This window comes from Bradyrhizobium sp. UBA2491 (assembly GCF_002341725.1).
Lineage (GTDB): Bacteria > Pseudomonadota > Alphaproteobacteria > Rhizobiales > Xanthobacteraceae > Bradyrhizobium.
In genome coordinates this window covers 61,772-88,034 of record NZ_DDOP01000068.1, presented here as the reverse complement: position 1 = coordinate 88,034, position 26,263 = coordinate 61,772, and the positions used below count along the sequence as shown (strand labels likewise).

The window sequence follows — 26,263 nt, the reverse complement described above, 5'->3', positions numbered from 1 at the left end:
AAGCGATCCGGCTTTCGCCGATGCGCATGGCGAGCCAATGCATCCGATGTGATGACGTTCCGGAAAACCGCCGCCACATACGCGGCAATTTGGGGCAATTTTCGTGAGCTGCGGGAACTTGTTGCGGCGACAGACGTCTTGATGCGGGAACCTCCCCAGCGGATAAACTGCCGCTCGATTCGCTCTTCCAAAAACTGCCGGAGAAACTTCAATGGTCATCACCGCTGGGCATTTGCCGCACATTGTCGCTCTGATTGCAGGCGTCCTGATCCTGATCATGCCGCGGCTCCTCAACTACATCGTCGCGATCTACCTGATCTTCGTCGGGCTGGTAGGGATGGGCCTGCTGCGCTGGCTGCACCTGTAGCGGGAAAGCGGGGTTTCGCGGCTTGCGCGGAACCCCTCAAAATGGTGTAAGGCGCGCATCTTCGACCCCTCCTTCCGGATTGTTGTCTGACATGGCCAAAGCCGTCGCGAAGTCCAAGAAAACTGCTGCGAAAACTGCCGGTAAAACCGCAGCGAAATCAAAGCCCTCCGCCGCCGCCCGCAAGGCCGCTCCGGTCCGCAAGGCGCTGAAGAAGAGCGCCCCGAAGGCGGCTCCGAAGGCCGCAGCCAAACCGGCCGCGAAGCCGGCTGCCAAGGCACCGCCGAAGGCTGTTGCGAAGAAGGTGGCTCCGGTTGCGATCAAGGCCGGCAAGTGGGTCTATACTTTTGGCGACGGCAAGGCCGAGGGGCAGGCGACCCTGCGCGATCTGCTCGGCGGCAAGGGCGCCAATCTCGCCGAGATGGCCAATCTCGGCCTGCCGGTGCCTCCCGGCTTCACGATTCCGACCTCGGTCTGCACCTACTTCTACGACCACGACAAGACCTATCCGAAGGAATTGAAAGCGCAGGTCGAGAAGGCGCTCGACTATGTCGGCAAGTTGACCGGCAAGACCTTCGGCGACGCCCGGAACCCGCTGCTGGTCTCGGTGCGCTCGGGCGCGCGCGCCTCGATGCCGGGCATGATGGACACCGTGCTCAATCTCGGTCTCAACGACCAGACCGTCGAAGCGCTCGCCGAGCTCTCCGGCGACCGCCGTTTCGCCTATGACAGCTATCGCCGCTTCATCACGATGTATTCGGACGTGGTGCTCGGCTTCGAGCATCATCATTTCGAGGACATCCTCGACACCTTCAAGGACGGCCAGGGCTATTCGCTCGACACCGACCTCACCGGCGACGACTGGGTCGAGCTGGTCGGCAAGTACAAGGAAGCGGTCGCCAAGGAGACCGGCCACGACTTCCCGCAGGATCCGCACGACCAGCTGTGGGGCGCGATCGGAGCTGTGTTCTCATCCTGGATGAACGCGCGCGCGGTGACCTACCGCAAGCTGCACGACATCCCGGAATCCTGGGGCACCGCCGTCAACGTGCAGGCGATGGTGTTCGGCAACATGGGCGAGACCTCGGCGACCGGCGTCGCGTTCACCCGCAACCCGTCGACCGGCGAGAGCAAGCTGTACGGCGAGTTCCTGATCAACGCACAGGGCGAGGACGTCGTCGCCGGCATCCGCACGCCGCAGGACATCACCGAGGAGGCCCGCCAGGAGAGCGGGTCCGACAAGCTGTCGATGGAAGCCGCGATGCCGGCCGCGTTCAAGGAGCTGACGCGGATCTACACGCTGCTCGAGAAGCATTACCGCGACATGCAGGACATGGAGTTCACGGTCGAGCAGGGCAAGCTGTGGATGTTGCAGACCCGCGGCGGCAAGCGCACCGCCAAGGCGGCGCTGCGCATCGCGGTCGAGCTCGCCAATGAGGGTCTGATCTCGCGCAAGGACGCGGTGACGCGGATCGATCCGGCCTCGCTGGACCAACTGCTGCACCCGACCATCGATCCGGCCGCCAAGCGCGACGTGATCGCGACCGGCCTGCCGGCGTCGCCCGGTGCCGCCTCCGGCGAGATCGTGTTCTCGTCGGACGAAGCGGCCAAGTTGCAGGCCGACGGCCGCAAGGTGATCCTGGTCCGCATCGAGACCAGCCCGGAAGACATCCACGGCATGCATGCCGCCGAAGGCATCCTCACCACCAGGGGCGGCATGACGTCGCACGCGGCGGTGGTCGCGCGCGGCATGGGTAAGCCCTGCGTCTCCGGTTGCGGCACCATCCGCGTCGATTATGGCCGCGGCACCATGAGCGTGGGTCAGCGCACCTTCAAGACCGGCGACGTCATCACCATCGACGGCTCGGTCGGTCAGGTGCTGGCCGGCCGCATGCCGATGATCGAGCCGGAACTGTCCGGCGAGTTCGGCACGCTGATGGGCTGGGCCGACGAGGTCCGCAAGCTCGGCGTCCGCGTCAACGGCGATACGCCCGACGATGCGCGTACCGCGGTGAAGTTCGGCGCCGAAGGCATCGGCCTCTGCCGCACCGAGCACATGTTCTTCGAGGAGACCCGCATCCGCACCGTGCGCGAGATGATCCTCTCCGAGGACGAGCAGTCGCGCCGCTCGGCGCTGTCGAAGTTGCTGCCGATGCAGCGCGCCGATTTCGTCGAGCTGTTCGAGATCATGAAGGGCCTGCCGGTCACGATCCGCTTGCTCGATCCGCCGCTGCACGAGTTCCTGCCGCACACCCAGGCCGAGATCGAGGAAGTGGCGCGCGCCATGAACACCGATCCGCGCAAGCTCGCCGACCGCGCCCGCGAACTGTCCGAGTTCAACCCGATGCTCGGCTTCCGCGGCTGCCGTCTCGCGATCGCCTATCCGGAGATCGCGGAGATGCAGGCGCGCGCGATCTTCGAGGCCGCCGTCGAAGCCGGCAAGCGCACCGGCAAGCCGGTCGGCCTCGAGGTGATGGTGCCGCTGATCGCGACCAAGGCCGAGTTCGATCTGGTCAAGGCGCGGATCGATGCCACCGCCAACGCGGTGATGAAGGAAACCGGCGTCAAGCTGACCTATCAGGTCGGCACCATGATCGAGCTGCCGCGCGCCTGCCTGATGGCCGGCCAGGTGGCCGAAACCGCCGAGTTCTTCTCGTTCGGCACCAACGACCTGACGCAGACCACCTACGGCATCAGCCGTGACGACGCCGCGAGCTTCCTCGGCACCTATGTCGCCAAGGGCATCCTCGAGATCGATCCGTTCATCTCGGTCGATCGCGATGGCGTCGGCGAGCTGGTCCGGATCGGCGTCACCCGCGGCCGCAAGACCCGGCCGAACCTGAAGGTCGGCATCTGCGGCGAGCATGGCGGCGACCCCGCTTCCGTCGCGTTCTGCCACGAGGTCGGGCTCGACTACGTCTCGTGCTCGCCCTACCGCGTGCCGATCGCGCGCCTCGCCGCCGCGCAGGCCGCGCTCGGCAAGGAGATCGCCAGCCAGGCGTGAGCACATCATTCACACGACGACATGCCCGGGCTGGTCCCGGGCATTTTCGTTTTCGTCGGCTGCGCTTGAAGACTTCGTCATTGCGAACGAACGGGTCGTGCGAACGCGCGCCCGATGATGTCATCGCCCGGTTTCGCGGGTGATGACAGCGAGCGGCATATGCGGACCGATGGACTGCTTCGTCGCTTCGCTCCTCGCAATGACGATAGCGGGCGGTCCTGCACGTAACGTCTCGTTCACCATCCTCGTTGACCTGTTGTTTACGACTTTCGTGCGCCGCGCATTTACCAACGCGCGCGATGCAATACGCGAAGCCGCTGCGATCGCTTGAGTGTAGCGCGCGGGCAACGCCGATTAACTCCGCGGCAACCTAAACAGATTAGCAACGGAGAAGGTCGATTTGCGCGGATGGTGCGCGTTCGATTGCACTCAGTAAGCGTTGCGTGAGCGTACGATGTTTGTGTCGCGTAACCAGCCGAAGGGCGCACGGTTTGCGCTCTTCGGTCTCGGTCTTTGCATCTTCTCCTTGATGCCGACCGAGCTCGGATACCAGGATATCGCGTCGCTGTTGGCCCGGCAGCCCGGCGTCGCCGAGCGCTGGCAGAAGCGCGTGTTCGCGTCCGCCGTCGGCTCGATCCAGGTCGCGACCTACAGCTTTGGCCGTCCGATCGGAACCTCGGCGCCGCAAGATCCGCAGCTCCTGCTCGCACGGCTGGACTCCAGCGCCGACGTCACCGGCGCCGTCACCCGCAATCCGATCACCACGCCGCCGCCGCGCTACCAGGCCTCCGATTTTCCCAAGGTCGATCGCACCAAGAAGGGCGATCGGCTCGTCGTCAGTCGGCCCGATCAGGTCGAGCCGGTGCAGCCAGCAAACACGCTGCCGGCGAACGAGGACCCCGCGACGTCCAATTCGTCGGTCAAGGGCATGAAGACCGCGACCGCGGTGAGTGGCAGCGCACCTGCCGACAGCGCGCCGCTCGATCCGGAATTGCAGGAGGCGCTGCGTGCGCCGCCATTGCCGCAGTATACGAAGCCGTCGCCGCAGCAATACGACGTCTCGATGTCGCTCGAGGCCAACCCGCTCGACGACCTGAAGCCGTCGCCCGCGAAGCCTGCCGCTGCGCCGCCCGTCGATGCAACGCATGAGCGCGACCCGTTCGCGTTCCAGACCGCCAGCCTGTTCTTCGGTTCGTCGCTCGGCACGCCCGAGAATCTCGAGCACTGGCAGCCCGGCGAGGCGCCGGTCGTGGTGACGCCGGCCGCTCAGCCCGATCCCGACATGAAGGTGATGGCATCACTGCCGGTCGATGCGGACGGGCCGGTCAAGGCCGGCGAGATGGGCGAGAGCGTCGCGCCGAAGGGCGAGGTCAACGCCGACGACCAGCACTCCAAGACGCCGGCGGAACGGCTCGCCCTGTTCGACCAGAAGTCGCGCGCCAAGTCGGAGAAGTGCCTGGCGGAGGCGGTCTACTTCGAGGCGCGCGGCGAAGCGGTGCGCGGCCAGATCGCGGTCGCCCAGGTGGTGCTGAACCGCGCCTTCTCCGGCAAATATCCGGAGACGGTGTGCGGCGTGGTCTACCAGAACAAGAACCGTCATTACGCCTGCCAATTCACCTTCGCCTGCGACAACATCCCCGACGTCGTCCGCGAGCCCGACATGTGGGACCGCGCCAGGAAGATCGCGAAGGCGATGCTCGACGGCAAATTGTGGCTGCCCGAGGTCGACCGCTCGACCCACTACCACGCCTATTGGGTGCGGCCGTCCTGGGTCAGCGAGATGAAGAAGATGTACAAGTTCGGCGTCCATACCTTCTATCGCCCGCGCGCCTGGGGCGACGGCAGCGACGCGCCGAGCTGGGGCAATCCGGCGGAGACCGCCAAGATCTCAGCGCAGCTCGCCGAGGCGGCCCAGAGCTCGGCCGAGATGGCCAGCGCCAAGCGATAGCGAGCGCCCAAGCCGGGGTCGCCATGCCCCGGAATGACGCCCATCATCCTCTCGGATTCTGCAAGGCAGCCCTGCGGGCGAATATTTTTCTCCGGCGCCTCTTGGGCTCTTCATGCATATGCATTAACTCCCCGTAACGTTCGGCGGGGCCGGTTCCCCGCGCGGCAGTGCGGGGGAAGGCAACATGGCCGTCACGACAGGGGATCTTCGACCGACATCGGGCACCTGGCGCACGCCGCTGGTCATCATCGTCTGCGGCTGCGCGATTGCGCTGCTGAGTTTTGGCCCGCGCTCCAGCCTCGGTTTCTTCGTGCAGCCGATGGGCCGCGAATTCGCCTGGGGCCGCGACGTGTTCGGCCTTGCCATCGCGTTGCAGAACCTGCTGTGGGGCCTCGGCCAGCCGATCGCAGGCGCCATTGCCGACCGCTTCGGGCTGCTGCGCGTGATGTTCGTCGGCGCCTTGCTGTACGCTGCCGGCCTGCTGCTGATGCGCTACTCGACCACGTCCTTGTCGCTCGACATCAGCGCCGGCGTGCTGATCGGTTTCGGCCTGTCGGGCTCGTCGTTCAATCTGGTGCTGGCCGCGTTCAGCAAGCTGTTGCCGCCTGAAAAGCGCGGCATCGCGCTCGGCGCCGGCACCGCCGCGGGCTCGTTCGGCCAGTTCCTGTTTGCGCCGTTCGGCGTCGCCATGATCGACAATTTCGGCTGGCAGACCGCGCTCGTGGTGTTCAGTGCGCTGATGCTGCTGATCCTGCCGCTGTCGCTCGCGCTGGCGACGCCGCCGGCGGCGACGAAGGACGCGGCGCCCGCCGATCAACAGTCATTCAGGACGGCGTTGGCCGAAGCGTTCGGTCATCGCTCCTACGTGCTGCTGGTGATCGGGTTCTTCACCTGCGGCTTCCAACTCGCCTTCATCACCATCCATTTGCCGGCCTATCTTGCCGATCGCGGCATCCCGGCGACGACAGGCGGTTGGGTGGTCGCTGCGATCGGCCTGTTCAACATCGTCGGCTCGCTCAGCGTCGGCTGGCTGCAAAACTACTTTCCGAAGCGCTATTTGCTCTCGGTGATCTACCTTTCGCGGGCGCTGGCGACCATTGCGTTCATCACATTCCCGGTAACGCCGTTCTCGGCGATCGCGTTCGGTGCGGTTTCGGGGCTGCTGTGGCTGTCGAGCGTGCCACCGACCTCGGCGCTGGTGGCGCTGATGTTCGGCACCCGCTGGTTCTCCACCCTCTATGGCTTCGCCTTCGTCAGCCACCAGGTCGGCGGCTTCCTCGGGGTCTGGCTCGGCGGCATCGTATTCGAGCAATATGGTTCCTACACGCCGATCTGGTGGCTGTCGGTGGTGTTCGGCGTGCTGTCGGCGCTGATCAACCTGCCGATCGTCGAAGCGCCGGTGGCGCGCCCGGTTGCGCAGCCCGCCTGATGAGATAAAAACTCCCCGAAACCAAGATTACGGGGAGTGCACATCGTGGCAACGTTCAAGGCAATCAGGATCGACAAGGCGGACAAAGGTACCACCGCCGCGCTCACCCAGTTCGACGAAGCCGAGTTGATGGACGGTGACGTCACCGTCCGCGTCGAATGGTCGACGCTGAACTACAAGGACGGTCTGGCGCTGACCGGCAAGGCACCGGTGGTGCGCCGGTTTCCGATGATCGCCGGTATCGATTTCGCCGGCACCGTCGAGCACTCCAGCCATCCGGACTGGAAGGCGGGCGACAAGGTCGTCTGCAACGGCTGGGGCATGGGCGAGACCCATCTCGGCGCCTATGCCGAGAAGGCCCGCGTCAAGGGCGACTGGCTGGTGCGGCTGCCTGACGGGATTTCAGCGCGCGATGCGATGGCGGTCGGCACCGCCGGCTATACCGCGATGCTGTCGGTGCTGGCGCTGGAGAAGCACGGGCTCACGCCCAAGAGCGGCCCGATCGTGGTGACCGGCGCCGCCGGCGGCGTCGGCTCGGTCGCGATCGCCGTGCTGTCGAAGCTCGGCTACCACGTCATCGCCTCGACGGGGCGGGTGTCGGAGGCCGACTACCTCAAGGGTCTCGGCGCCTCCGAGGTGATCGACCGCGCCGAACTGTCGGGTGCCCCGAAGGCGCTTGCAAAGGAGCGCTGGGCCGGCGGCGTCGACAGCGTTGGCTCCACCACGCTCGCCAATCTGCTGTCGATGACCAAATACGGAGGCGCCATCGCGGCCTGCGGTCTGGCGGCCGGTATGGATCTGCCGTCGTCGGTCGCGCCCTTCATTTTGCGCGGTGTGTGCCTTCTCGGTATCGATTCCGTGATGTGCCCGATCGAGTTGCGCAGGACCGCCTGGAAGCGCCTCGCCAGCGATTTGGACAAGGCAAAACTGGCTGATATCACTCATGAAATCGCCTTGGACGACGTCATGCCCTATGGCGCGAAAATCCTCGGCGGCCAGGTCCGCGGTCGCATCGTGGTAAAAATAGTCTGAGGACGTTCAGACTTTACCAACCAAGCTGCTCCAATGTTGCCACTGTTGGTATGGTAAGCAGCGGGTAAAGAGACTTGCAGCGTGATCCCGGGGGGCCGGGTTTCCTCGCGCAGACGTCGAGAAGCGTCGGTGCGGGGGTCATGCTCAACAAGGAGCGGGTGCCCGCGCTCGTAAGTGGAGTAGCTCATGCTTGCGCGTTTGGTGTTGGGGGCCGTCACGGCCGGAGCAATGGTCGTGCCGGCATTCGCAGGCATGATGAACGCCGATGAGGCCCGCAAGTTCGTTGCCGGCAAGGTCTTCGCCTTCACCTGTTTCGATGGCACCCGTGGTGCCGGCCGCATCCTCGATGATCTCGGCGCGGCAGGTTCGATCCAGTTCTCCGGCTCCGGCCCGATCCGCCACGTGCGTTTGCCTGGAAATACGCTGCAAATCCGCGGCGCCAGCGTTTGCGCCTCGCTGAAAGGCATTCCGTTCGAGCCCTGCTTCAATCTCGACAAGCAGGACGATCGCTCGTTCCGGGGCTCGGTCTCCGGCATGGGCTTCGCCTATTGCGATTTCCGTCACCAGGGCGGCCAGCAGATGCTGATGGCGCGCGCGGTGGCCCGTCCACGTTCGCTCCACCCGCGCACCCGATCCGCCGATGCCTCGCAGACCGAAGTGGTGTCGCGGGTTGAGACACCGCAGGTCGGAAGCGCCAAGCTCGAACCGGTCAAGGCGGAGCCCGCCAAGGTCGAGAGCCCCCCGGAATTGCGCCGCTCGACCGACTGATTGCTCATCTGCGCGCCAGCGGGAATAGACGCCAAGCCGTAGTCATACGGATGGCGGTCGCCACGCCTTGATAGCTACTCAATACCTAGCGTTCATCGCCGCGAGGCGGAATGGTGGGGACACCGATTTGAGTAGTGATATGGCGCAATATTTTTTCCGGATCAGTGACGGCGATTACGCCGGCGCATCCGATCACGCGACCGAGTTTGAAAGCCGCGACGTGGCCTGGGCCGAGATGACCAAGGTCTGCGGCAATTTCCTCGGCAGCATTTCGCGCAACATGAAGCAGAACAGCGAGTGGCACATGGAGCTGCTCGACGAAGGCAGAAAGCCGGTGTTCCGGATTCGCCTGGTCGCCGAATCCGTCGACTGAGGCTCTCGCCGTTCAGGACTGCAAGCTTCACACCTCGGTCTGCGGGAGCGGCGGAGCGGCGCGCCTGCGGAACAGGATTCGCTGATACAGCCAGCCGATCGCCACCAGCACGACGCCGAGGCACATGAACGACAGCGCCCGGTAGACACCGGTGAGCGTCGACATGTCGACGAGGAATGCCTTCAGGATCGTGAGCCCGATGACTGCGGCGGATGCGAGCCGCGCGCGCTGCGAGTTGACCACGATACCGATGCCGAGCAGCGCGACGCCGAACATCAGCCAGGCGATCGAATAGGTGTACTGCTCGGCGCCGGTGGTCTCGCCCTGCGCCAGCACCGGCCCGTGATAGAGCCTGCGAATCTCGAAGGTGACGTAGGCAAGCGCAAGCACGAGCGCGCCGGCTGCGATGGTGTTGGCGTAGCTTGCCGGACGGTGGCTCGCCACCGCATAGGACAGCAGCAACGCCAGCACGGCCGGCAACGCATAGCCGAGCAGCAGCAGATTGATGAAGCTGCCGCCGACGTCCTGCGACCACAGCATCGGGTTCTCCAGTCCCAGCAGCCCGAACAGGCTGGCGAGCCCGGCGAAGGCGGTCAGCAGCACCGCGCCGACATTGTGGACGATGCTGCCGCTGCGCAGGCGCAGCCGCTCCAGCCCGATCGCCATCGCAAGCGTCACGCCGACCTGCAATGCGACCTCGGTCAGTCCGGCGCTGTCGCGATAGACGTCGCCGCCATTGACCGCGTGGCGGATCTCCATGAAGGCGAGCAGCACCGTGAACAGGATCGCGGCCGACTCGACCATGCGCAGCGGCACGTCGTCGGCGTTGCGGCGCAGGAAATGGCTGCCGGCCCAGAACGACAGCGCCGGGACGCCATAGCCCCACAGCAGCCAGTTGAAGATCGGCGTGGTGCCGACGGCATCACCCGCGATCCGCGGCTCGTAGCCGATGCGCAGCACCACGATGGCGGCGAGAATTGCGGCGAGCCAGCGCAGGAACGGGATCGGCCGCTGCACCGACAGCCACGCCGTGCCCATCGACACAAGCGCCAGCGCGATGGTGAGCCAGCCCTTGTCGAGCGCGAAGGTGAGCGCAAGCGCGAGTGAGGCGAGGGCACCGGTCGCCGACAGCGCGATCGAGGGCGACAGCTCCGGCCTTTCGCCGCGGCGGCTCAGTGCTTCGGTCGCGGCGGCGTAGGCTGCGGCGAGCAGCACGGCGAGGATTGCGAACGGGATCGAGCGATCGAGATGCGCGATCCGTGCATAGAGCGCGACCAGCAGCGCGACCGGCGTGAACACGGCCGCCGCGGCCCAGGTCACCGCGATCTTCGTGGCGGCAAAACGCAGCTGCGCGAGATAGCCGGCGATGCCGAAGGCGGCCGCGAACAGCGCCGCGGTGACGAGATGCAGCGAGACCGAGCCATCGGTCGCCGACGGGCCGATGCCCGGCATCGCGCCGCCCGGCAGCACCAGCATGTCGACGTTGCGGCGGACCGCCCACTCGCCGAACACGACGAAGACGAACACCGCCGCGGCACCGATCGCGCCGGTGGCAGCCGGCGCGCGCCAGGCGACGACAAGGCTGCCGGCTGTGAGCAGCGCGAAGCCGATCATTGCGATGTCGGCATGCGCGCTGTTGAGCACGATCAGCATCGCGCCGAACAGATAGGCCGCGAGCGAGCCCGATGAGATCGGCTCGATCTCCTCGCCATCGGCGTCGGGGCCGAACATGAAGCCGCAGACCACCAGCAGGGCCGCCAGCACGAAGCCCGCGATGACGTGGAAGACGTGCGGCGCGATCAGCTCCGGCCCGCATTGCAGGCAGGGGAAGGTCCACAGCAGAGCGAAGCCGATCGTGGTCGCCGCAAGCCAGCGCCACAGCCGGATGCGCGCGAGGCCGAACGCCGCCGCCGTGACGATCGCGAGATAGACGTAGAGCGACCAGTAGTCGGGCTTGTCGGATGAGACCAGCAGCGGCGTGACGAAGGCGCCGACGATGCCGAGCCCCGCCAGCGCAGGGCCGTGCAACAGCGCGGCCGCGAGCGTGCCGAGCGCGACCATGCCGAGCAGGATGAAGGCGGTTGCCGGCGCGAGGAAGTCGTACAGCGCGTAGGCGGCGTAGACGGTGGCGAACGCCACGGCGGTGCCCGCCGCGGTGAGGATCGCCGGAATGTTCGCGATCGGCAGTGCTGCGATGTTGGAGATGCTCTCCTTGCGCCGCGTCCATTCACCGGCGCCGAGCAGCGCCAGCGCGAACAACCCGCCGAGCATGGTGCGCACGCCGGGGCCGAGCAGGCCGGCCTCGATCGAATAGCGCACCATGAAGAAGCCGCCGAGCGCGAGCGTCAGGCCGCCGATCCACACCACCCAGCGGGTGCCGAGCGTCTCCTCGAAGCCGGGCGCTGGCTGCGGCAAAGGCGCCGGTTGCGGCAACGGCGGTGGGGCAGGGCTCAGAGCTTCCGCGGTCGGCTCGATCCGCGCGTCCGACGCGCTTGCAGCCACCTCGGGCAGCGGCGGCGGCGCGCTCGGAGGCGTCGGCGGAAGTGTCTGCTCGAACTGCTGAAGCGGCGCCAGCGGCGGCGGCACGGCCGTCCGCGCGGCGGCTACCCCCGCGGTCTCGATCGCATCCAGCCGCCGTTGCAGCGCTGCGATCTGGCCCAGCGCCTTGCGCGCGAAGATGATCGCGACAATGGCGATGACGAGCGTCAGGAAGTCGAACGGCGAATCGAACATTGGGCCTCCGGCAGGGCGCGCCGGACCTTCGGCCAGCCGGCCACCCGTCGCAACCCAGTAGTGCAGTTGAGGGGTCTGGAAGTTCAAGCCACCGGGCGTGGCATGTCCGTGCTACTCCAGATCGATGCGGAAGGGCCGGCCTTCGACGCTCATACTGCCGGGGCCCATCGCATCGAGTGCGCGCAGCATCCGGCCGTCGCGTCCCAGTGCCTTGTCGGCGAGGCTGACGATCAGCCGGTTGGGCGCCGCGATCGGCGAGGCATCGCGGATCAGCCGGGCGATGGCCATTTCGTCGCGGTGCGGATTGAGCGCACAGACGGTGGCAAACGCGCTTGCGGTCGAGCGGCTGATGCCAGCGTAGCAATGAACCACCATCGGCGCGCGGCGATCCCAGCTGCGCACGAAGGTCAGCACACGCTCGATATGGGTCTCGTTGGGCGCGACGAAGCCGTCCATCTGCTCGGTGATGTCGTCCATCGATACTTTCAGATGGTTGGCCGGAAGCACCGAGGCTGGCCGCTGCACCTGGTCGACATTGGCCATCACGGTCAGCACATGGCTGGCGCCAGTGGCACGAACCGTGTCGGGAAGCGCAGCAAGCGAGCAGACGTGAAGCATGATGGTCCTTGGGCGATCGGTTACGCCCGACTATAACGGCTGCGTCCGGGCGGGCAAAGGCGCCCAGCGCGGTGCCGTCATTCGTTTTGCGGCGCAACCGAGGGCATGGTTCTCCGTGCCGGACCTATGATGGGTGCAGTGTCGCGAAGCGTTCGAGGAACTGCTTCTCGGCCCGCGCCGCGGTCCACGGCGTCAGATAGTCGCGCTCGGTCGCCTCGGGCAATTCCGGATCGCGGCCGAACAGCCGCTTGGCCTCGGCTTGCGAGAATCCCGCCAGATGCGTCGCCTCGAGATAGGCCGCGCCACGATCGGCGGCCTTGATCTGCTGGGTGATCTCGTCGGCCAGCACGGCAGGCAGGCCGAAGCGGATATGGATCGCCGACAGCAGCCGCTTCTCCACGGCCTTGTATTCGCCGGCGAGCACTGCCTTGAACGGCGAGATCATGTCGCCGATGACGTACTCCGGCGCGTCGTGCAGCAATGCTGCGAGACGATGGCTGATATCGACGCGCGGGGTCTGCTGGCGCATCACGGCTTCGACCAGCAGCGTGTGCTGCGCCACCGAGAAGATGTGCGCGCCCGAGGTCTGCCCGTTCCAGCGCGCGACCCGCGCCAGTCCGTGCGCGATATCGACGATCTCGATGTCGAGCGGTGACGGGTCAAGCAGGTCCAGCCGGCGTCCCGACAACATCCGCTGCCAGGCGCGGGTGGTCTCCGTCGATTTGCGCGCCGTCATTTCTTCTTGAGCCGCGGCGTGCGGAGCTTGCCGCTGCAATTCTCGTGGCAGAAGCAGGTGACGAGATGATCGTTGACCATGCCGGTCGCCTGCATGAAGGCGTAGACGATGGTGGGGCCGACGAACTTGAAGCCGCGTGCGCCGAGCTCCTTGGAGACCTTGATCGAGACCGGCGTCGAGGCCGGCACGCTCGCGGTGGTCTTGAACTGGTTGACCTTCGGCTTGCCGTCGACGAAGTCCCACAGGAATTTCGAGAAGCCCGGGCCCTTCTCCATGATTTCCAGGTAGCCCTTCGCGCTCAAGATCGAGCCTTCGATCTTGGCGCGGTTGCGCACGATGCCGGCGTCGTTCATCAGCGCATGCACCTTCTTGTCGGTGTAGCGCGCGATCTTCTCGGGCTGGAAATCGTCGAAGGCTTTGCGGAAATTGTCGCGCTTGCGCAGGATCGTGATCCAGGACAGGCCGGCCTGGAATCCGTCGAGGATCAGCTTTTCGTAGAGCGCGCGGTCGTCATATTCCGGCACGCCCCATTCATTGTCGTGATAGGCGACATAGAACGCGTCCTCGCCCGGCCACGGGCAGCGCGTCTTGCCGTCCGGATGCAATCTTGCGGTACGGCTCATGCGACGGTCTGTTTGGGTGTGATGCGGACGGCATCGGGATCGGCGAGCCGAAGCGGCAGGCCGCCCGCGGTCAGTGCCAGGCCGGCGTCGAGCGCGTCGGTGACGCGATCGACCCGCACCAGTGCGAGACCCTTCTCGGCAGCGGTCGAGCCCATGGTGCCGACCTGCTTGTCGCCGGCCAGGATCGTCGCGCCGGCTTCGGGGGCGGGGCCGTCGAGGATGATCTTCACGGTGCGGGTGCGCGCGGTGCCGCGGTGCTGCATGCGCGACACCACCTCCTGGCCGACATAGCAGCCCTTGTCGAAATCGACGCCGTTGAGGCGATCCATGTTGGTCTCGTGCGGGAAGGCATCGCCATACATGAAGTCGAGCCCGCCGCGCGGCACGCCGGTCGCGATCCGATGCGCCTCGTAGGCATTGCTGTCGACGAGATCGGCGCCGATCAGCTCAGCGAGCTTCTGCTTCAAGTCTTCCGGGATCAGGATGCGCCAGCCCAGCGCTGCGTTGCGCGGATCGGCGAACGCGAGATCGGGTGTCGCGGCCGGTTCGCCATCCCAGGCCGCCAGCACGCCGAGGCTGTCGGAGAGGTTCTCGACCACGACCTTGGCGCGCAGCTTGTAGAAGCCGAGCTTGTCGGCAAGCCCCTTGGCGAGCGGGCGCGGCGCGTCGATCAGGAAGCCGCCGCCATGGCCAGCTGGCACCTCGGTGATCAGGAAATCGACGATGATCTTGCCCTGCGGCGTCAGCAGCGCGCCGAACCGGGCCTGCCCCGGTTTGAGCTGGTCGACATCAGTCGTGATGAGCCCGTTGAGGAAGTTGCGGGCGTCCTCGCCAGAGACCTTGATCACGCCCCGATCTGGAAGAAACGCTGCTTTCATGCGCAAAATTGGCTCTTTTTTCAAGTTCCTTGGGAATCGCTGTCGTCGCGGATATCCCCTGCCAAGCTAAGGCGCTAGAGTGCGCCGAACAAGGCCCGCGCGACTGTGGAAAGCGGGCGCCGAGGACCTATGAATCAGCATTTTGACACCATTCTAAAATCCGGCACCGTGGTCAATCAGGACGGCGAGGGCGTACGCGATATCGGTATCGCGGGCGGCCGCATCGCCGCGATCGGCTCGCTTGGTCAGGCCTCCGCCGGCGAGGTGATCGACTGCAAGGGCCTGCACATCCTGCCCGGCGTGATGGACACCCAGGTGCATTTCCGCGAGCCCGGTTTGACGCAGAAGGAAGATCTCGAGACCGGCTCGCGCAGCGCCGTGATGGGCGGCGTCACCGCCGTGTTCGAGATGCCGAACACCAACCCGCTGACGGTCACGGAAGAAGCGTTCACCGACAAGATCAAGCGCGGCCACCATCGCATGCATTGCGATTTCGCGTTCTTCATCGGCGGCACCCGCGAGAACGTGCAGGACCTGCCGGAGCTCGAGCGGGCGCCGGGCTGCGCCGGCGTCAAGGTGTTCATCGGCTCCTCCACCGGCGCGCTCCTGGTCGAGGACGACGAGAGCCTGCGGCGGATTTTCCAGGTGATCCGGCGCCGCGCCGCGTTCCACGCCGAGGACGAGTATCGCTTGAACGAGCGCAAGCCGCTGCGGGTCGAGGGTGACCCGCGCTCGCATCCGGTGTGGCGCGACGAGACCGCGGCGCTGATGGCGACCGAGCGGCTGGTCAATCTCGCGCGCGAGACCGGCAAGCGCATCCATGTGCTACACATCTCGACCAAGGAGGAGATCCTCTATCTGCGCGACCACAAGGATGTCGCCTCCTGCGAGGCGACGCCGCATCACCTGACGATGGCCGCGCCCGAATGCTATGAGCGGCTCGGCACGCTGGCGCAGATGAATCCCCCGGTGCGCTCGGCCGATCACCGCGCCGGCATCTGGTATGGGATCGAGCAGGGCATCATCGACGTGCTCGGCTCCGACCATGCGCCGCATACGCTGGAGGAGAAGCAGAAGACCTATCCGGCCTCGCCGTCGGGCATGACCGGCGTGCAGACGCTGGTGCCGCTGATGCTCGACCACGTCAATGCGGGGCGGCTGTCGCTCCAGCGCTTCGTCGATCTCACCAGCGCCGGGCCGGCACGGCTGTTCAACATCGCCTGCAAGGGCCGCATCGCGGCGGGCTATGACGCCGATTTCACCGTGGTCGATCTCAAGCGCAGCGAGACCATCACCAACAAATGGATCGCCTCGCGCGCGGGCTGGACGCCCTATGACGGCGTACGGGTGCAGGGCTGGCCGGTCGGCACCTTCGTGCGCGGCAAGCGGGTGATGTGGCAGGGCGAACTCGCGACGCCGTCGACCGGCGAGCCGGTCCGGTTTCTCGAGACGCTGAAGGCCTAGCGCACAGCGTGCGCTACGGCATGATGAGACTAGGTTGAGATGGTGCGGCGTCGAAGGTGCACCTCTCCCCGACGGGGCGAGGTGGACCGGATCGCGCCGAGCCGGTGCCCATCCCGCATCAAGTGCGGGACAGCCTTCGCTCGAGAACGCTTTGGGGTTACTGCCTCGCCAGCACCAGCGAGAACTCGCCGTTGCGCACGCGCGCGGCGAGGCCCTCGGCGAACTTCGCCACCGCGTCCTCGCCATAGGTGGTGACGAGCTCCGCCAGCGCCGCGAACAGGCTGGCCTGCGCCAGGCAATCGCCGTCGACGCCGTCGTGACGCGCTTCCGCCCACGCCTCGTTCAGATAACTCAGCGCGGCCTGCTTCTGCTCGTGATCGGGACGCGGGTCTTCTTGGTGAAGGGGGAAAGACGCTGGATGGCGCATGAAACTCTGCAAATGGATGCGCGCGGTCCGAGGAGCGAACCACTGCGAGACCGCCGAGACTTATCACGCATCTGAGAGCCGCCTAGCCCACATCTTTAGGAAAGGTTAACGCGCCCTTCGGCATTTAAAGGGGAATTCGGGATATCCCGGCCGGGATCAGCCAAATGAGCTGTGGATATGGTCCAGCACCGCGCGCGGCGAGGCGCACAGATGGCTGGCGCCGGCCTCGATCAGCTCGTCGGCGGTGCCATAGCCATAGGTGACGCCGATCGCGCGGATGCCGTTGCGATTCGCGCCGATCACGTCGTGGCTGCGGTCGCCGATCATCAGGGCCTGCGCAGAATCGGCTCCGGTCTGCTCCAGCGCGTAGGCGAGCAGGTCCGCCTTGTTGACCCGGGTTCCGTCGAGTTCCGAGCCGAACACGTGGTCGAAATGGCCGCTGAGGCCGAAATGCGCGATGATTCGCGTCGCGAACACATGCGGCTTCGAGGTCGCTACGAACATCCGGCCGGGCTGCTGGCGCAGCTCCGCCAGCACGTCGGCGATATCGGGATAGACCGCGTTCTCGAACAGGCCGACATCGCCGAACCGCTCGCGGTAGAGCTCGACCGCGCGATCGGCGAGCTCCTCGCCGCCGAGCAGCATCGCAAAGCTCGCCCGCAGCGGCGGCCCGATGCACCAGGTCAATTCGTCCTGCGCGGGAACCGGCCGGCCGAGCTTGCCCAGCGCATACTGGATCGAGCCGGTGATCCCGGGCTTCGGGTCGGTCAGGGTGCCGTCGAGGTCGAAGAAGATCGCGCGGTCAGTTGGCATAGCGGGCCGTCAGGTCGCGCGAGATTTTCGAGCCTTCCTCGATGTAGCGGCGGATCGCCACGGAAGCCGCCGGCGTGCAGGTCCGGTAGGTCTGCTGGAAGCCGTTGTAGCCGCGGTTGAAGCCCGCCACCATGCGGGCCCGGCGGTCGCCGGAGGGGGTCTCGGCATCGATCAGCGCCTGCATCTCGTTGCGCCATTTGGCGCCCTCGTTGGAGCCGCAGATGCCGCGCAGATAGTGCAGGGCGCCGAGGATCTCGGCCAGCCGCTGCAAATCGCCGTCGAACGGCGCGGCCGCGTCCTGCGCCCGGGCAGGCGCCGTAAGGCAGGCCGATATCAGGATTACGACGGCGAGAAAGGCTCTGATCATCAGGGGTTCCGGAATGGCCGTGGTATGCCCCCTCAATGCGCCCGAGGCAAGGCGCCAGGCCCCGCCACGGCCGTCAAAACCGGCCTCAAACCAGCCGCCTTGCGGCCGCAATGACCTCGTGCAGGCCTCCGGTGACCTTGAGATCGCCGATCGCCTCCGGCGACAGCCATCTGAAATCGTCGTGCTCGTCGTTCAGCACGGGCTCGCGGGAGGCCCAGCGCGCCGCGAACGTCATGATCAGATAGTGCCCAGTGCCGGGGCCGGTCGGCAGCACCTCGCGCCAGCCGGCGAGGCCGAGGATATCGACCCTGAGCCCGGTCTCCTCGTCGATCTCCCGGTGCAGGGCGGTGTGCAGCGTCTCGCCGAACTCGACCCGGCCGCCGGGCAGCGAATAGAAGCCCCTGCCGGGCGAGCGGGCGCGGCGCACCAGCAGCACTTGGCCGTCGCGGAAAATCACGCCTGACACGGCGAGCTGCGGGCGGATCGGAGGTTCGGGAGAGGTCAAGGCGATGCGTAACCGGTTTCAGGACTTCATCATGCCCGATAAATCAGGCGCTCGCCATGATGCTGTCGACATCGGCCTCGGCGGCGCCATTGATCACGCCGGCGGTCAGCATTACCAGCGGCTTGACCCACACGATCGCCTGCTCGGCGAGCGCGACCCGGCTCTTGTCCTGCTGCAATTGCCGCATCGCGGAGCCGACCTCGGTCAGGATCCTGGTCATGCTGTCGGTGAGCTGGTCGAATTCGGCCCGGATCGCGGCATCCGCGGTCTGATAGGACTCGATCGCGAGATCGCGCGCCTTGAAATTGGACGCGGTGAAATGCTCGGCGTAGGACAGCGGCTGCCATTCCAGGAAATCGCTGGCGCATTCCGGCATGTCCGGCACCATCTCCAGCAGCATGATGGCTTCGTTGAAGTGATTGAGGTAGTCGGTCGCAAGCCCGGTGCGGGGGTTGATGTTGGCAGCGCGCAACAGCGCCGCCCGCGCCTCGTCGGGGTACGTCGGTCGCGGGGAAGGGCCCGCTATGGCGGCCGTTGAGGTCATTGGTCGCAGTCTTTAACGGTCGAAGTTAAGGCGGAATAAACGGATACCATTCTGGACGGGATATGTGCGGACGCTTTGTCATTACCTCACCACCGGCGGCCTTGCGCGAGATGTTCGGCTATATCGAGCAGCCGAATTTTCCGCCGCGGTATAATGTTGCGCCGACCCAGCCGATCCCGGTGGTGCTGCTGCAGAATGGCGGCCGGCATTTCCAATTGATGCGCTGGGGCCTGATCCCGTCCTGGGTCAAGGACCCCCGCACCTTCTCGCTTCTGATCAACGCGCGCTCCGAGACGGTGCGGGAGAAGCCTGCGTTCAAGAACGCGATCAAGCGGCGCCGCGCGCTGATCCCGGCCGACGGCTATTACGAATGGCAGGATGCCGGCGGCCGCAAGCGGCCGTTCTTCATCCATCGCCGCGATGGCCATCCGCTCGCCTTCGCGGCGCTCGCCGAGACCTGGATGGGGCCGAACGGCGAGGAGCAGGACACGGTCGCGATCGTCACCGCACCGGCGAGCCCCGATCTCGCGCAACTGCATCACCGCGTGCCGGTGACGATCCGGCCCGAGCAATTCGCGCGCTGGCTCGACTGCCTGCCCAACGATGTCGACGACGTGATGCCGATGCTGAAGGGGCCCGATGTCGGTGAGTTCGCCTGGCACCAGGTGACGATGCGCGTCAATGCCGTCGCCAATGACGACGCGCAATTGCTGCTGCCGATGACCGCAGACGAGATCGCCGCGGAGGACGTGCCCGCGGCGAAGAAGTCCCCGCCGCGCAAGGCGGCTGTGCGGGAAGACGACGGGCAGGGGTCGTTGTTTTAGGGGACTGACGTCGCAGTGAGTGCACGCATACAGGCACGGCTATCTCCACATCGTCGTCCTGGCGAAAGCCAGGACGACGATGTTGATGGTTCGCGATCAAGATGCCGAATACACGGTGTCGTCGCCCCGCTTGACCGGGCGATCCAGTATTCCAGAGACAGTTGTGCTTGAGCCGAGGCGCCGCGGCGTACTGGATCGCCCGGTCAAGCCGGGCGATGACAGATGCGGATGACGGAGGGACCGCTATCCCTTCAGCGACGCCACGCCCTCGATCTCGATCAGCATCTTGGGATCGGGCAGCGCCACCACGACGCAGGTGGTGCGCGCGGGATAGGGCGCCGGGCCGAAGGCTTCGGCATAGAGCTTGTTCATCGTGACGACGTCAGAGGCGCGGGTCAGCAGCACGTTGACCTTGACGAGATCGCGCATCGTCGCGCCGGCTTCCTCCAGCACGCGGCTGAAATTGGTGACGACATTGGCGAACTGCGCCTCGAAGCCGTCGGGCAGTTCGCGGTTGGCGTCGAAGCCGGGAATGCCGGAGATGAACAGCAGATCGCCGACGCGGGCGCCGAACGAGAGCGGCGGCGCCTTGACGCCGGGCGGAGGAGGAAAGTGCTTGATCGCGGTCATTGGATCACCCGTCTGCGCGAGATGGAAGAGGAGAGGTTTCGATGCGCGGCGCCGGCGTTCCGCGCCGCCGGAAATTTTCGCCGAACAGATTCTGGCCGATCATGCCGACGATCATCGCGGCGACGAACACCACGATCGGTAGCGAGAGCCCGGCGAGATTGACCAGCGCCGGCCCGGGGCAGATGCCGGCGAGCCCCCAGCCGATGCCGAACAGCACGGCGCCGCCAACCAGCGGCGCATCGATGTCGTTGCGGTCGGGCCACAGGAAGCGCGCCGCGAAGGCGGGCGCGGCGCGCCGCCGCGCGATCGCAAAGCCCGATGCCGCGACCGCGACCGCGCCGGCCATCACGAAGGCGAGCGTCGCGTCCCAGGCACCAAACAGATCGAGGAAACCGAGCACCTTCTGCGGATCGGTCATGCCCGAGATCAGAAGGCCGGCGCCGAAGATCAGGCCGCAGACGAAGCTCGCGAGAACCGGCATCGCTAGCCTCCGATCCCGTGTCTTGCGATCGCAACCGTCGCGATCGCCGCCGTCATGAAGATGAACGTCGCGACGATCGAACGGCTGGACAGCCGCGCGAAGCCGCAGACGCCATGGCCCGAGGTGCAGCCATTGCCCATCCGTGTGCCAAATCCGACCAGGAGGCCCGCGATCGCGACCACCACCAGGCTCCCGTTCATCGCCGGCCGCGGCAGCGGCGCGCCGAACAGCGCCGCAATCAACGGCGCCGCAATCAAGCCCGCGACGAACGCGATGCGCCACAGCCGGTCGCTGGTATCGGCCCGCAGCAGGCCGCCGACGATGCCGGTGACGCCGGCGATCCGCCCGGTGAGCAGCATCAGCAGTGCCGCGGCGAGCCCGATCAGCGCGCCGCCGGCGAAGCCGGAAATTGGGGTGAAATTGTGCATCGATGCCGATCCCTGTTGCGCGGACTCCTCAGCGATCCCTTAAAACGACGGACGCGCCCGAGCCGACGTCGCGCGACTGCACCGGCGATGATAGACTCCGGGCCATCAGGAACAAGCGCAATCCCGCATGTCTTGTTGGCCTTTCGAGCGTGCCGCCCGCCGGCTGGATTGCCGCGATTCGCGTCTCGCTTTCACGTCGTTCGGAGAACTCCCATGAGATTGTCGTTCGTTGCCCGCGCCGCGCTGCTCGCGCTGACGCTGCTCGCCGGATCGTCCGCCGCGCTGGCCGACGAGGGGGCCGTGACGCTGGTGATCTTCAAGGGCGGCTGGATCTTCGGCGGCTCCGCCGGCAAGGGCGTGTTGACCTTCAAGGGCAAGACCTACGGCCTCACGGCCGGCGGGCTGGACTACGGTCTCGTGTTCGGCGGCTCGCAGACGACGCTGCAGGGGCGGGTGCGCAACATCCGCCGGGCCCAGGATATCGCCGGCGTCTACGCCGCGGCCGGCATGGGCGTTGCGCTCGGCGCCGGCGTGCGCGGCATCCTGCTGACCAACCAGAACGGCGCGGTGCTGGAGCTCAGCGGCAAGCAGGTCGGTCTGATGGCCAATGTCGATCTCAGCGGGCTTGCGATCACGTTGAAGGAATAGTTGGTCGGTAGGGTGGATTAGCGAAGCGTAATCCACCGACTCGTCTTCGCCAGTGGAGATGGCGGGTTACGCCTTCGGCTAACCCGCCCTACGGTTCTGCGATCCACTGCGCCAACTCACGCCACGGCTGCAACGTCCAATGCCCGGACGCCGCGCCCGATGGCGACGGCAGCACGAACACATCGGGGAAGCCGGCCATCTTCTGCTGCCGGCCGAGCGCAAGCGCGCTGGTCGGCTTGTCGTAAAACAGGCTCGCCGCCTTCTTGCTGGTGAAGGCGATCGTGTTCGGCCGAAACATTTCGATCTTCGTCCTGAATCCCGTGACATCGAAGGACTGCCGCGCGATCGCATGATCCATGCCGGCGCCGGTCTTCGAGAAGTCGGTGAAGCCGATGCCGAGGTCGAGCAGGGCCGCGAACTCATCCGGCCGGTAGCGCCGCGGCGTGATGCCGGCCTCGTGTAGCGCGCGCCAGAACCGGTTGCCGGGATGCGCGTAGTAATGCCCGACCGCGGCCGAGCGCGTGCTGGCCGCGGTGCCGACGAACACAAGGCGGAGCCCGGCGCGGAGCTGGTCGGGGAGGCGGTGGCTGTCGCTGTCGGGCATTTCGATCGGGCTGATGACTTGCCCGGCGTGCGCCGGGCTGTTGCGACCGAGCGCTACCATTTCTGTCGTCCGCGTCCTATACCTCGGCAATGACCCGCGATGAATTGGTCGCCGCCTATACGGCGCCCGGCCGCCACTATCACAACCTGGCGCATATCGAGGACTGCCTTGCGGCGCTCGCGCGCATGGAGGGCCTGTCCGCGGCCGAGCGCGAGATCCTGTCGGAAGCGATCTGGTGGCACGATGTCGTGTACGACGCGACCCGGCCGGACAATGAGGAACTCAGCGCGCAGCTCGCCGAGCAGCATGTCCGCGCCGATATCAGCCGCGAGGTCGGCCGCCTGATCCGCCTGACGAAGACGCACGACGTGCAGCCCGGCGATCGCCTGGGCGCGATCCTGATCTCGATCGACCTCAGCATTCTCGGCGCGGAGCCCGCGCGCTACGACGCCTATGCCGCGGCGATCCGCCAGGAGTTCATCCATGTCGGCGATGCCGATTATCGCGCCGGCCGCGGCCGCGTGCTCCGCCACTTCGCGGCTCGCCCGGTGATCTTCCCCGATGCCGGCTTCGCGGCGACTTATGATGGCCGTGCCCGCGACAACCTGGCGCGGGAGTTGGCGTCGCTGGGCTGAGATCGACCGATCTCGTCACGCGTCAGCGCACTGGTGCCTTGATCTCCTCGTCCGTCGTGACCGCCTGTGCCGGTCCGCTCGAACGCACCATCAGGAAGTTGCCCGAGAACGCCGTGCCGCGGATGCTCCAGCGCCCGTCGATCTCCGTCGCGTCGGCATTGACCGTGCCTTCATAGTGCACGGTGTCGTAGCCGTAGCCGGGCGGCTCGTAACGCTTGACGAAGGAGACCGCGCTGCCGGAGCGCTGGCCTGCGAGCGAGGCGTTGTGGATGCTGTGCGGGCAGCCGGGCATCACGCACGGTTCGGTCACGCTGCCGCCGAGCGAACCACCGGCGTCGATCAGCGTCGCCAGAAAGGTGACCATGCCGGCGCCGGGCTGAACATAGCTGCCGTCCCAGACGCCGGTGAGATTGTCGGTCATGGTCGCCTCATATCGTCGGGAGCTTGCGTCTATGCCGCCTTGGCATCCGGGCTGGCTTGCCCGAGGCGCGGCTCGGTGCCGGCCAGCAGCCGCTGGATGTTGGCGCGGTGACGCGCGATCACGTAGATGCTGCCTGCAATCACCAGCACCCGATAGGGCCATGGTTGTTCCAGGCAGCAGACGAGGATCGTCGCAGTCAGCGCCGCCGACAGCGACGCGAGCGACACCATCCGGAAAGCGGCGAGCATGACGCCGAACGCCGCCGTGGCGCCGAGCCCCACCGGCCAGGAGATCGCCAGCAACACGCCGAGCCCGGTCGCGGCGGATTTGCCGCCGGTGAAATTCAGCCAGATCGAACGGCCATGCCCGAGCAGGACGGCAAGGCCGGCGAGGCAAACCGCCCAGGGGACCCAGCTTTGCGGCAGCCAGGCTTGTGGATCGAGCGCGCTCGGTGGCGCGATCGACGGCAAGGTCGCGAGCCAGGGATAGAACCAGCGCGCAAAGACGATCGCCGCCACGCCCTTCAGCACATCGACCAGCAGCACGATCAGTGCCGGCCATTTGCCGAGGGTGCGCAGCACATTCGTCGCGCCGGTGGATCTGGAGCCGTGCTCGCGGATATCGATGCCCTTGAGCAGCCGGCCCGCCAGATAGCCGGTCGGCGTCGAGCCGAGCAGGTAGGCGACTGCCAATCCGGCCACGCTCGCGATCCAGAAAATCATCTGACCACCTCGATGCTCTCATCCCGGGCGATATCGCCGCCGGCCAATGTGCGGCATGCAGCGTCTCAACGCAAATGTCGCGGCTGTCCGTGATGGAACGCGTCGCGTTGTCCCGGCTGCGAGCGGTTGCCTGATCGGGCAAAACGGTCTGTAATCCAGCCCAACAGATCAAGAAGAATTTCGGGAGCGAGACTCATGACAGCAGAGGCGAAGACCCATTACGAGGTGATCGTCGTCGGCGCCGGCGTCGCGGGCATCTACCAGATCAAGCGGCTGGTCGATCTCGGCATCGACGCCACCGTGCTGGAAGCCGCGCCCGATCTCGGCGGCACCTGGTACTGGAACCGCTATCCGGGCTGCCGCTTCGACTCCGAGAGCTACACCTACGGCTTCTCGTTCTCGCGCGAGCTGCTCGACGAATGGCACTGGAAGGAGCGCTTCTCCGGCCAGCCGGAGAATCTGCGCTACCTCAACTACGTCGCCGACAAGTTCGACCTGCGCAAGCACATGCAGTTCAACTGCAAGGTCGAGACCATGGTCTTCGACGAGACGCGCGACCTCTGGCAATTGAAGCTCGGCGACGGCCGCGAATTGACCTGCCGCTTCGTCGTGCTCGCGATCGGGTTGTTGTCGGCGCCGACCATGCCGCGTGTGCCGGGGACCGACGACTTCAAGGGTCGCTCGTTCCATACCTATTACTGGCCGCACGAGCCGGTCGATCTCGCCGGCAAGAAAGTCGCGGTGATCGGCACCGGCGCCACCGGCATCCAGTTGATCGGCGAGATCGCCGACAAGGTCAGCGAGCTCACCGTGTTCCAGCGCCGGCCGAACTGGAGCGCGCCGCTCAACAACTCTGCGATCTCGGACGCGGAGATGGCCGACATCCGCGCGCGCTATGACGAGATCTTCGCTGCCTGCGCGCTGACGCCGGGCAGCTTCGTCCATGGCCCCGACAAGCGCGGCTTCTACGAGGTGAGCCGTGAGGAACGGCTCGCGCTGTGGGACAAGCTCTATGACGAGCCCGGCTTCGGTATCTGGCTCGCGAACTTCCGCGAGATTTTCATGGATGAGGCCGCCAATGCCGAACTGTCCGAATATATCGCCGGCCGCATCCGCGGGCGGGTGAATGATCCTGATGTCGCCGAAAAGCTGATCCCGAAAGATCATGGCTTTGGCGTGCAGCGCCTGCCGCTGGAGACGCGGTACTTCGAAGCCTACAACCGCGACAACGTCCATCTCGTCGATCTCAGCGAGACGCCGCTGGTGCGGATCACCGAGACCGGTCTGCGCACCACGGCGCGCGACTACGAGTTCGACATCATCGTCTACGCCACCGGCTTCGACGCCATCACTGGTGCCTATGATTTGATCGACATCCGGGGCATCGGCGGCGAGAAGCTCGCCGACAAATGGAAGCAGGCGCCGTCGACCTTCCTCGGCATGCTGGTGCACGGCTTCCCGAACCTGTTGATGCCGACCGGCCCGCAAAGCGCATCCGCGTCCACGAACTTCCCACGCGGCATCGAGAACGGCGTCAACTGGTGCACCAATTTGCTGCAATACATGTGGGCCCGCAACCTGACCCGCGCCGACGCGACGCTGGAGGCGCAGCAGCGCTGGACCGCGCATGTCGTCAAGATGTACGAGATCATGCTGATGCGCAAAGCCAAGGGCTGGTTCACCGGCTACAACTCCAACGTCCCCGGACATGAAGAGGGCACGGTGCGCTACTTCGTCTACAACGGAGGCACGCCGAAGTTCTTGGGGATCATCAACGGGGTGGCGGAGAAGGGGTATCAGGAGATTGCGTTTGGTGCGGAGGCGGAAGAGCACATGTGGCAAGGCGAGCAAGATGATTGTTGTCCCGATTCTTGCAATTGCATCGACCATTGCGGTCGTCTGGTCAGCTTATAAATACCAGCCAGCCTATGTCGCGCTCATTGATGCATTGCCTCCGCAATTTCAGGATGGATTGAACTCGAAGTTCGCCTTTCCGGAGTACGTTCTTAGGTCAACGACGCCTTTGCCGACGCAAGCAGACTATGTGGAATCCCTGGTGGGTTTCTGCTGCGCCGCCCTCGGCATCGCACTACTTTGCTTTCTTTACGAAAATCAGGTCGTTGGTGCGATTGTATTCGTGATGTTTATCGCCTTTTCGTTTCTTACGATTCGATCCTGGAAGGTCTACCGTGCAAATTGTAGTCGGCAACCGTTCCAAGATGGGGCGCAGTAGCACTTAGCCTA

General features: G+C 65.9%; 29 protein-coding genes. 13 read left to right on the top strand and 16 right to left on the bottom strand.

Annotated elements, in window-relative coordinates; all coding sequences use genetic code 11:
- Positions 1–211: 211 nt before the first annotated feature.
- The 7 genes from B2W55_RS23655 to B2W55_RS23625 all read left to right on the top strand — a co-directional run bounded on the left by B2W55_RS23655 (position 212) and on the right by B2W55_RS23625 (position 8,918).
- The gene (locus B2W55_RS23655; RefSeq protein WP_080891118.1) at positions 212–367 is read left to right on the top strand and encodes a DUF3096 domain-containing protein; all 156 of its coding nucleotides are present in this window, start codon (positions 212–214) and stop codon (positions 365–367) included.
- A 91-nt stretch (positions 368–458) separates the two neighbouring features.
- A complete protein-coding gene (ppdK, locus tag B2W55_RS23650) occupies positions 459–3,368 on the top strand; it encodes a pyruvate, phosphate dikinase (protein ID WP_024579953.1) in 2,910 nt (969 codons plus the stop codon).
- 454 nt (positions 3,369–3,822) lie between these two features.
- On the top strand, positions 3,823–5,316 hold the full coding sequence (locus B2W55_RS23645) for a cell wall hydrolase (protein WP_024579954.1): 1,494 nt from the start codon (positions 3,823–3,825) through the stop codon (positions 5,314–5,316).
- Between the two features lie 184 nt (positions 5,317–5,500).
- A complete protein-coding gene (locus tag B2W55_RS23640) occupies positions 5,501–6,745 on the top strand; it encodes an MFS transporter (RefSeq protein WP_024579955.1) in 1,245 nt (414 codons plus the stop codon).
- Positions 6,746–6,790: 45 nt separating this feature from the next.
- Positions 6,791–7,777, top strand: coding sequence for an MDR family oxidoreductase (locus B2W55_RS23635; RefSeq protein WP_024579956.1), 987 nt, complete (start codon positions 6,791–6,793; stop codon positions 7,775–7,777).
- A 186-nt stretch (positions 7,778–7,963) separates the two neighbouring features.
- On the top strand, positions 7,964–8,545 hold the full coding sequence (locus tag B2W55_RS23630; RefSeq protein WP_024579957.1) for a hypothetical protein: 582 nt from the start codon (positions 7,964–7,966) through the stop codon (positions 8,543–8,545).
- Positions 8,546–8,684: 139 nt separating this feature from the next.
- Positions 8,685–8,918: a DUF6894 family protein gene (locus tag B2W55_RS23625; RefSeq protein ID WP_024579958.1), complete on the top strand. Its 234-nt coding sequence runs from the start codon at positions 8,685–8,687 to the stop codon at positions 8,916–8,918.
- A gap of 27 nt (positions 8,919–8,945) precedes the next feature.
- Here B2W55_RS23625 and B2W55_RS23620 read toward each other — a convergent pair whose 3' ends face one another.
- From B2W55_RS23620 to B2W55_RS23600, 5 genes are all read right to left on the bottom strand, one after another.
- On the bottom strand, positions 8,946–11,651 hold the full coding sequence (locus B2W55_RS23620) for a DUF2339 domain-containing protein (protein ID WP_024579959.1): 2,706 nt from the start codon (positions 11,649–11,651) through the stop codon (positions 8,946–8,948).
- A 111-nt stretch (positions 11,652–11,762) separates the two neighbouring features.
- Positions 11,763–12,269 carry a tyrosine phosphatase family protein gene (locus B2W55_RS23615; RefSeq protein ID WP_024579960.1) on the bottom strand — a complete coding sequence of 169 codons (507 nt, stop codon included), beginning with the start codon at positions 12,267–12,269 and terminating at the stop codon, positions 11,763–11,765.
- Between the two features lie 124 nt (positions 12,270–12,393).
- Positions 12,394–13,005 carry a YfbR-like 5'-deoxynucleotidase gene (locus tag B2W55_RS23610; protein ID WP_024579961.1) on the bottom strand — a complete coding sequence of 204 codons (612 nt, stop codon included), beginning with the start codon at positions 13,003–13,005 and terminating at the stop codon, positions 12,394–12,396.
- Positions 13,002–13,628, bottom strand: coding sequence for a DNA-3-methyladenine glycosylase I (locus tag B2W55_RS23605; protein ID WP_024579962.1), 627 nt, complete (start codon positions 13,626–13,628; stop codon positions 13,002–13,004). The genes B2W55_RS23610 and B2W55_RS23605 overlap by 4 nt, the downstream gene beginning before the upstream one ends.
- Positions 13,625–14,506 carry a YgfZ/GcvT domain-containing protein gene (locus B2W55_RS23600; protein ID WP_024579963.1) on the bottom strand — a complete coding sequence of 294 codons (882 nt, stop codon included), beginning with the start codon at positions 14,504–14,506 and terminating at the stop codon, positions 13,625–13,627. Before B2W55_RS23600 ends, B2W55_RS23605 begins: the two co-directional genes overlap by 4 nt.
- Positions 14,507–14,635: 129 nt before the next feature.
- Here B2W55_RS23600 and B2W55_RS23595 point away from each other — a divergent pair, with 129 nt between their 5' ends.
- Positions 14,636–15,970: a dihydroorotase gene (locus B2W55_RS23595; protein ID WP_024579964.1), complete on the top strand. Its 1,335-nt coding sequence runs from the start codon at positions 14,636–14,638 to the stop codon at positions 15,968–15,970.
- Between the two features lie 157 nt (positions 15,971–16,127).
- Here B2W55_RS23595 and B2W55_RS23590 read toward each other — a convergent pair whose 3' ends face one another.
- The 5 genes from B2W55_RS23590 to B2W55_RS23570 form a co-directional block, all read right to left on the bottom strand.
- A complete protein-coding gene (locus B2W55_RS23590) occupies positions 16,128–16,397 on the bottom strand; it encodes a hypothetical protein (RefSeq protein WP_024579965.1) in 270 nt (89 codons plus the stop codon).
- Between the two features lie 156 nt (positions 16,398–16,553).
- Positions 16,554–17,210, bottom strand: a complete 657-nt coding sequence (locus B2W55_RS23585) for an HAD family hydrolase (protein WP_024579966.1) — start codon at positions 17,208–17,210, stop codon at positions 16,554–16,556.
- Complete coding sequence (locus B2W55_RS23580) at positions 17,200–17,577, bottom strand: TIGR02301 family protein (protein ID WP_024579967.1); 378 nt, start codon at positions 17,575–17,577, stop codon at positions 17,200–17,202. Before B2W55_RS23580 ends, B2W55_RS23585 begins: the two co-directional genes overlap by 11 nt.
- Positions 17,578–17,662: 85 nt before the next feature.
- A complete protein-coding gene (locus B2W55_RS23575; protein ID WP_024579968.1) occupies positions 17,663–18,082 on the bottom strand; it encodes an NUDIX hydrolase in 420 nt (139 codons plus the stop codon).
- Between the two features lie 43 nt (positions 18,083–18,125).
- Complete coding sequence (locus B2W55_RS23570; RefSeq protein ID WP_024579969.1) at positions 18,126–18,626, bottom strand: hypothetical protein; 501 nt, start codon at positions 18,624–18,626, stop codon at positions 18,126–18,128.
- A 62-nt stretch (positions 18,627–18,688) separates the two neighbouring features.
- Between B2W55_RS23570 and B2W55_RS23565 the strand changes: the two genes are divergently transcribed.
- Complete coding sequence (locus B2W55_RS23565) at positions 18,689–19,450, top strand: SOS response-associated peptidase (RefSeq protein ID WP_024579970.1); 762 nt, start codon at positions 18,689–18,691, stop codon at positions 19,448–19,450.
- A 243-nt stretch (positions 19,451–19,693) separates the two neighbouring features.
- Here the strand turns inward: B2W55_RS23565 and B2W55_RS23560 are convergent, their stop codons facing one another.
- The 3 genes from B2W55_RS23560 to B2W55_RS23550 are packed head-to-tail and all read right to left on the bottom strand — an operon-like array spanning position 19,694 to position 20,989.
- The gene (locus B2W55_RS23560; protein ID WP_024579971.1) at positions 19,694–20,080 is read right to left on the bottom strand and encodes a RidA family protein; all 387 of its coding nucleotides are present in this window, start codon (positions 20,078–20,080) and stop codon (positions 19,694–19,696) included.
- A 4-nt stretch (positions 20,081–20,084) separates the two neighbouring features.
- Complete coding sequence (locus B2W55_RS23555; RefSeq protein WP_024579972.1) at positions 20,085–20,561, bottom strand: DUF6691 family protein; 477 nt, start codon at positions 20,559–20,561, stop codon at positions 20,085–20,087.
- 2 nt (positions 20,562–20,563) lie between these two features.
- Positions 20,564–20,989, bottom strand: coding sequence for a YeeE/YedE family protein (locus B2W55_RS23550; protein WP_024579973.1), 426 nt, complete (start codon positions 20,987–20,989; stop codon positions 20,564–20,566).
- Positions 20,990–21,202: 213 nt separating this feature from the next.
- On the opposite strand from B2W55_RS23550, the gene B2W55_RS23545 reads away from it, so the two are divergent.
- Complete coding sequence (locus B2W55_RS23545) at positions 21,203–21,637, top strand: hypothetical protein (protein WP_024579974.1); 435 nt, start codon at positions 21,203–21,205, stop codon at positions 21,635–21,637.
- Positions 21,638–21,725: 88 nt separating this feature from the next.
- Here B2W55_RS23545 and B2W55_RS23540 read toward each other — a convergent pair whose 3' ends face one another.
- Positions 21,726–22,241 carry a mismatch-specific DNA-glycosylase gene (locus B2W55_RS23540; RefSeq protein WP_024579975.1) on the bottom strand — a complete coding sequence of 172 codons (516 nt, stop codon included), beginning with the start codon at positions 22,239–22,241 and terminating at the stop codon, positions 21,726–21,728.
- An 89-nt stretch (positions 22,242–22,330) separates the two neighbouring features.
- Between B2W55_RS23540 and B2W55_RS23535 the strand changes: the two genes are divergently transcribed.
- Positions 22,331–22,876 carry a phosphohydrolase gene (locus B2W55_RS23535; RefSeq protein WP_024579976.1) on the top strand — a complete coding sequence of 182 codons (546 nt, stop codon included), beginning with the start codon at positions 22,331–22,333 and terminating at the stop codon, positions 22,874–22,876.
- A 22-nt stretch (positions 22,877–22,898) separates the two neighbouring features.
- On the opposite strand, the gene B2W55_RS23530 is transcribed toward B2W55_RS23535, so the two are convergent.
- Together B2W55_RS23530 and plsY are read right to left on the bottom strand one after the other, a co-directional pair.
- The gene (locus B2W55_RS23530) at positions 22,899–23,297 is read right to left on the bottom strand and encodes a hypothetical protein (RefSeq protein ID WP_024579977.1); all 399 of its coding nucleotides are present in this window, start codon (positions 23,295–23,297) and stop codon (positions 22,899–22,901) included.
- Between the two features lie 29 nt (positions 23,298–23,326).
- Positions 23,327–24,019, bottom strand: a complete 693-nt coding sequence (gene plsY, locus B2W55_RS23525; RefSeq protein WP_024579978.1) for a glycerol-3-phosphate 1-O-acyltransferase PlsY — start codon at positions 24,017–24,019, stop codon at positions 23,327–23,329.
- Positions 24,020–24,214: 195 nt separating this feature from the next.
- On the opposite strand from plsY, the gene B2W55_RS23520 reads away from it, so the two are divergent.
- Both B2W55_RS23520 and B2W55_RS23515 read left to right on the top strand, forming a co-directional pair.
- Positions 24,215–25,933: a flavin-containing monooxygenase gene (locus B2W55_RS23520; protein WP_024579979.1), complete on the top strand. Its 1,719-nt coding sequence runs from the start codon at positions 24,215–24,217 to the stop codon at positions 25,931–25,933.
- Entirely contained in the window at positions 25,872–26,252 is a 381-nt protein-coding gene (locus tag B2W55_RS23515; protein ID WP_145987256.1) for a hypothetical protein, read from the top strand. The genes B2W55_RS23520 and B2W55_RS23515 overlap by 62 nt, the downstream gene beginning before the upstream one ends.
- The last annotated feature ends 11 nt before the right edge of the window (positions 26,253–26,263 follow it).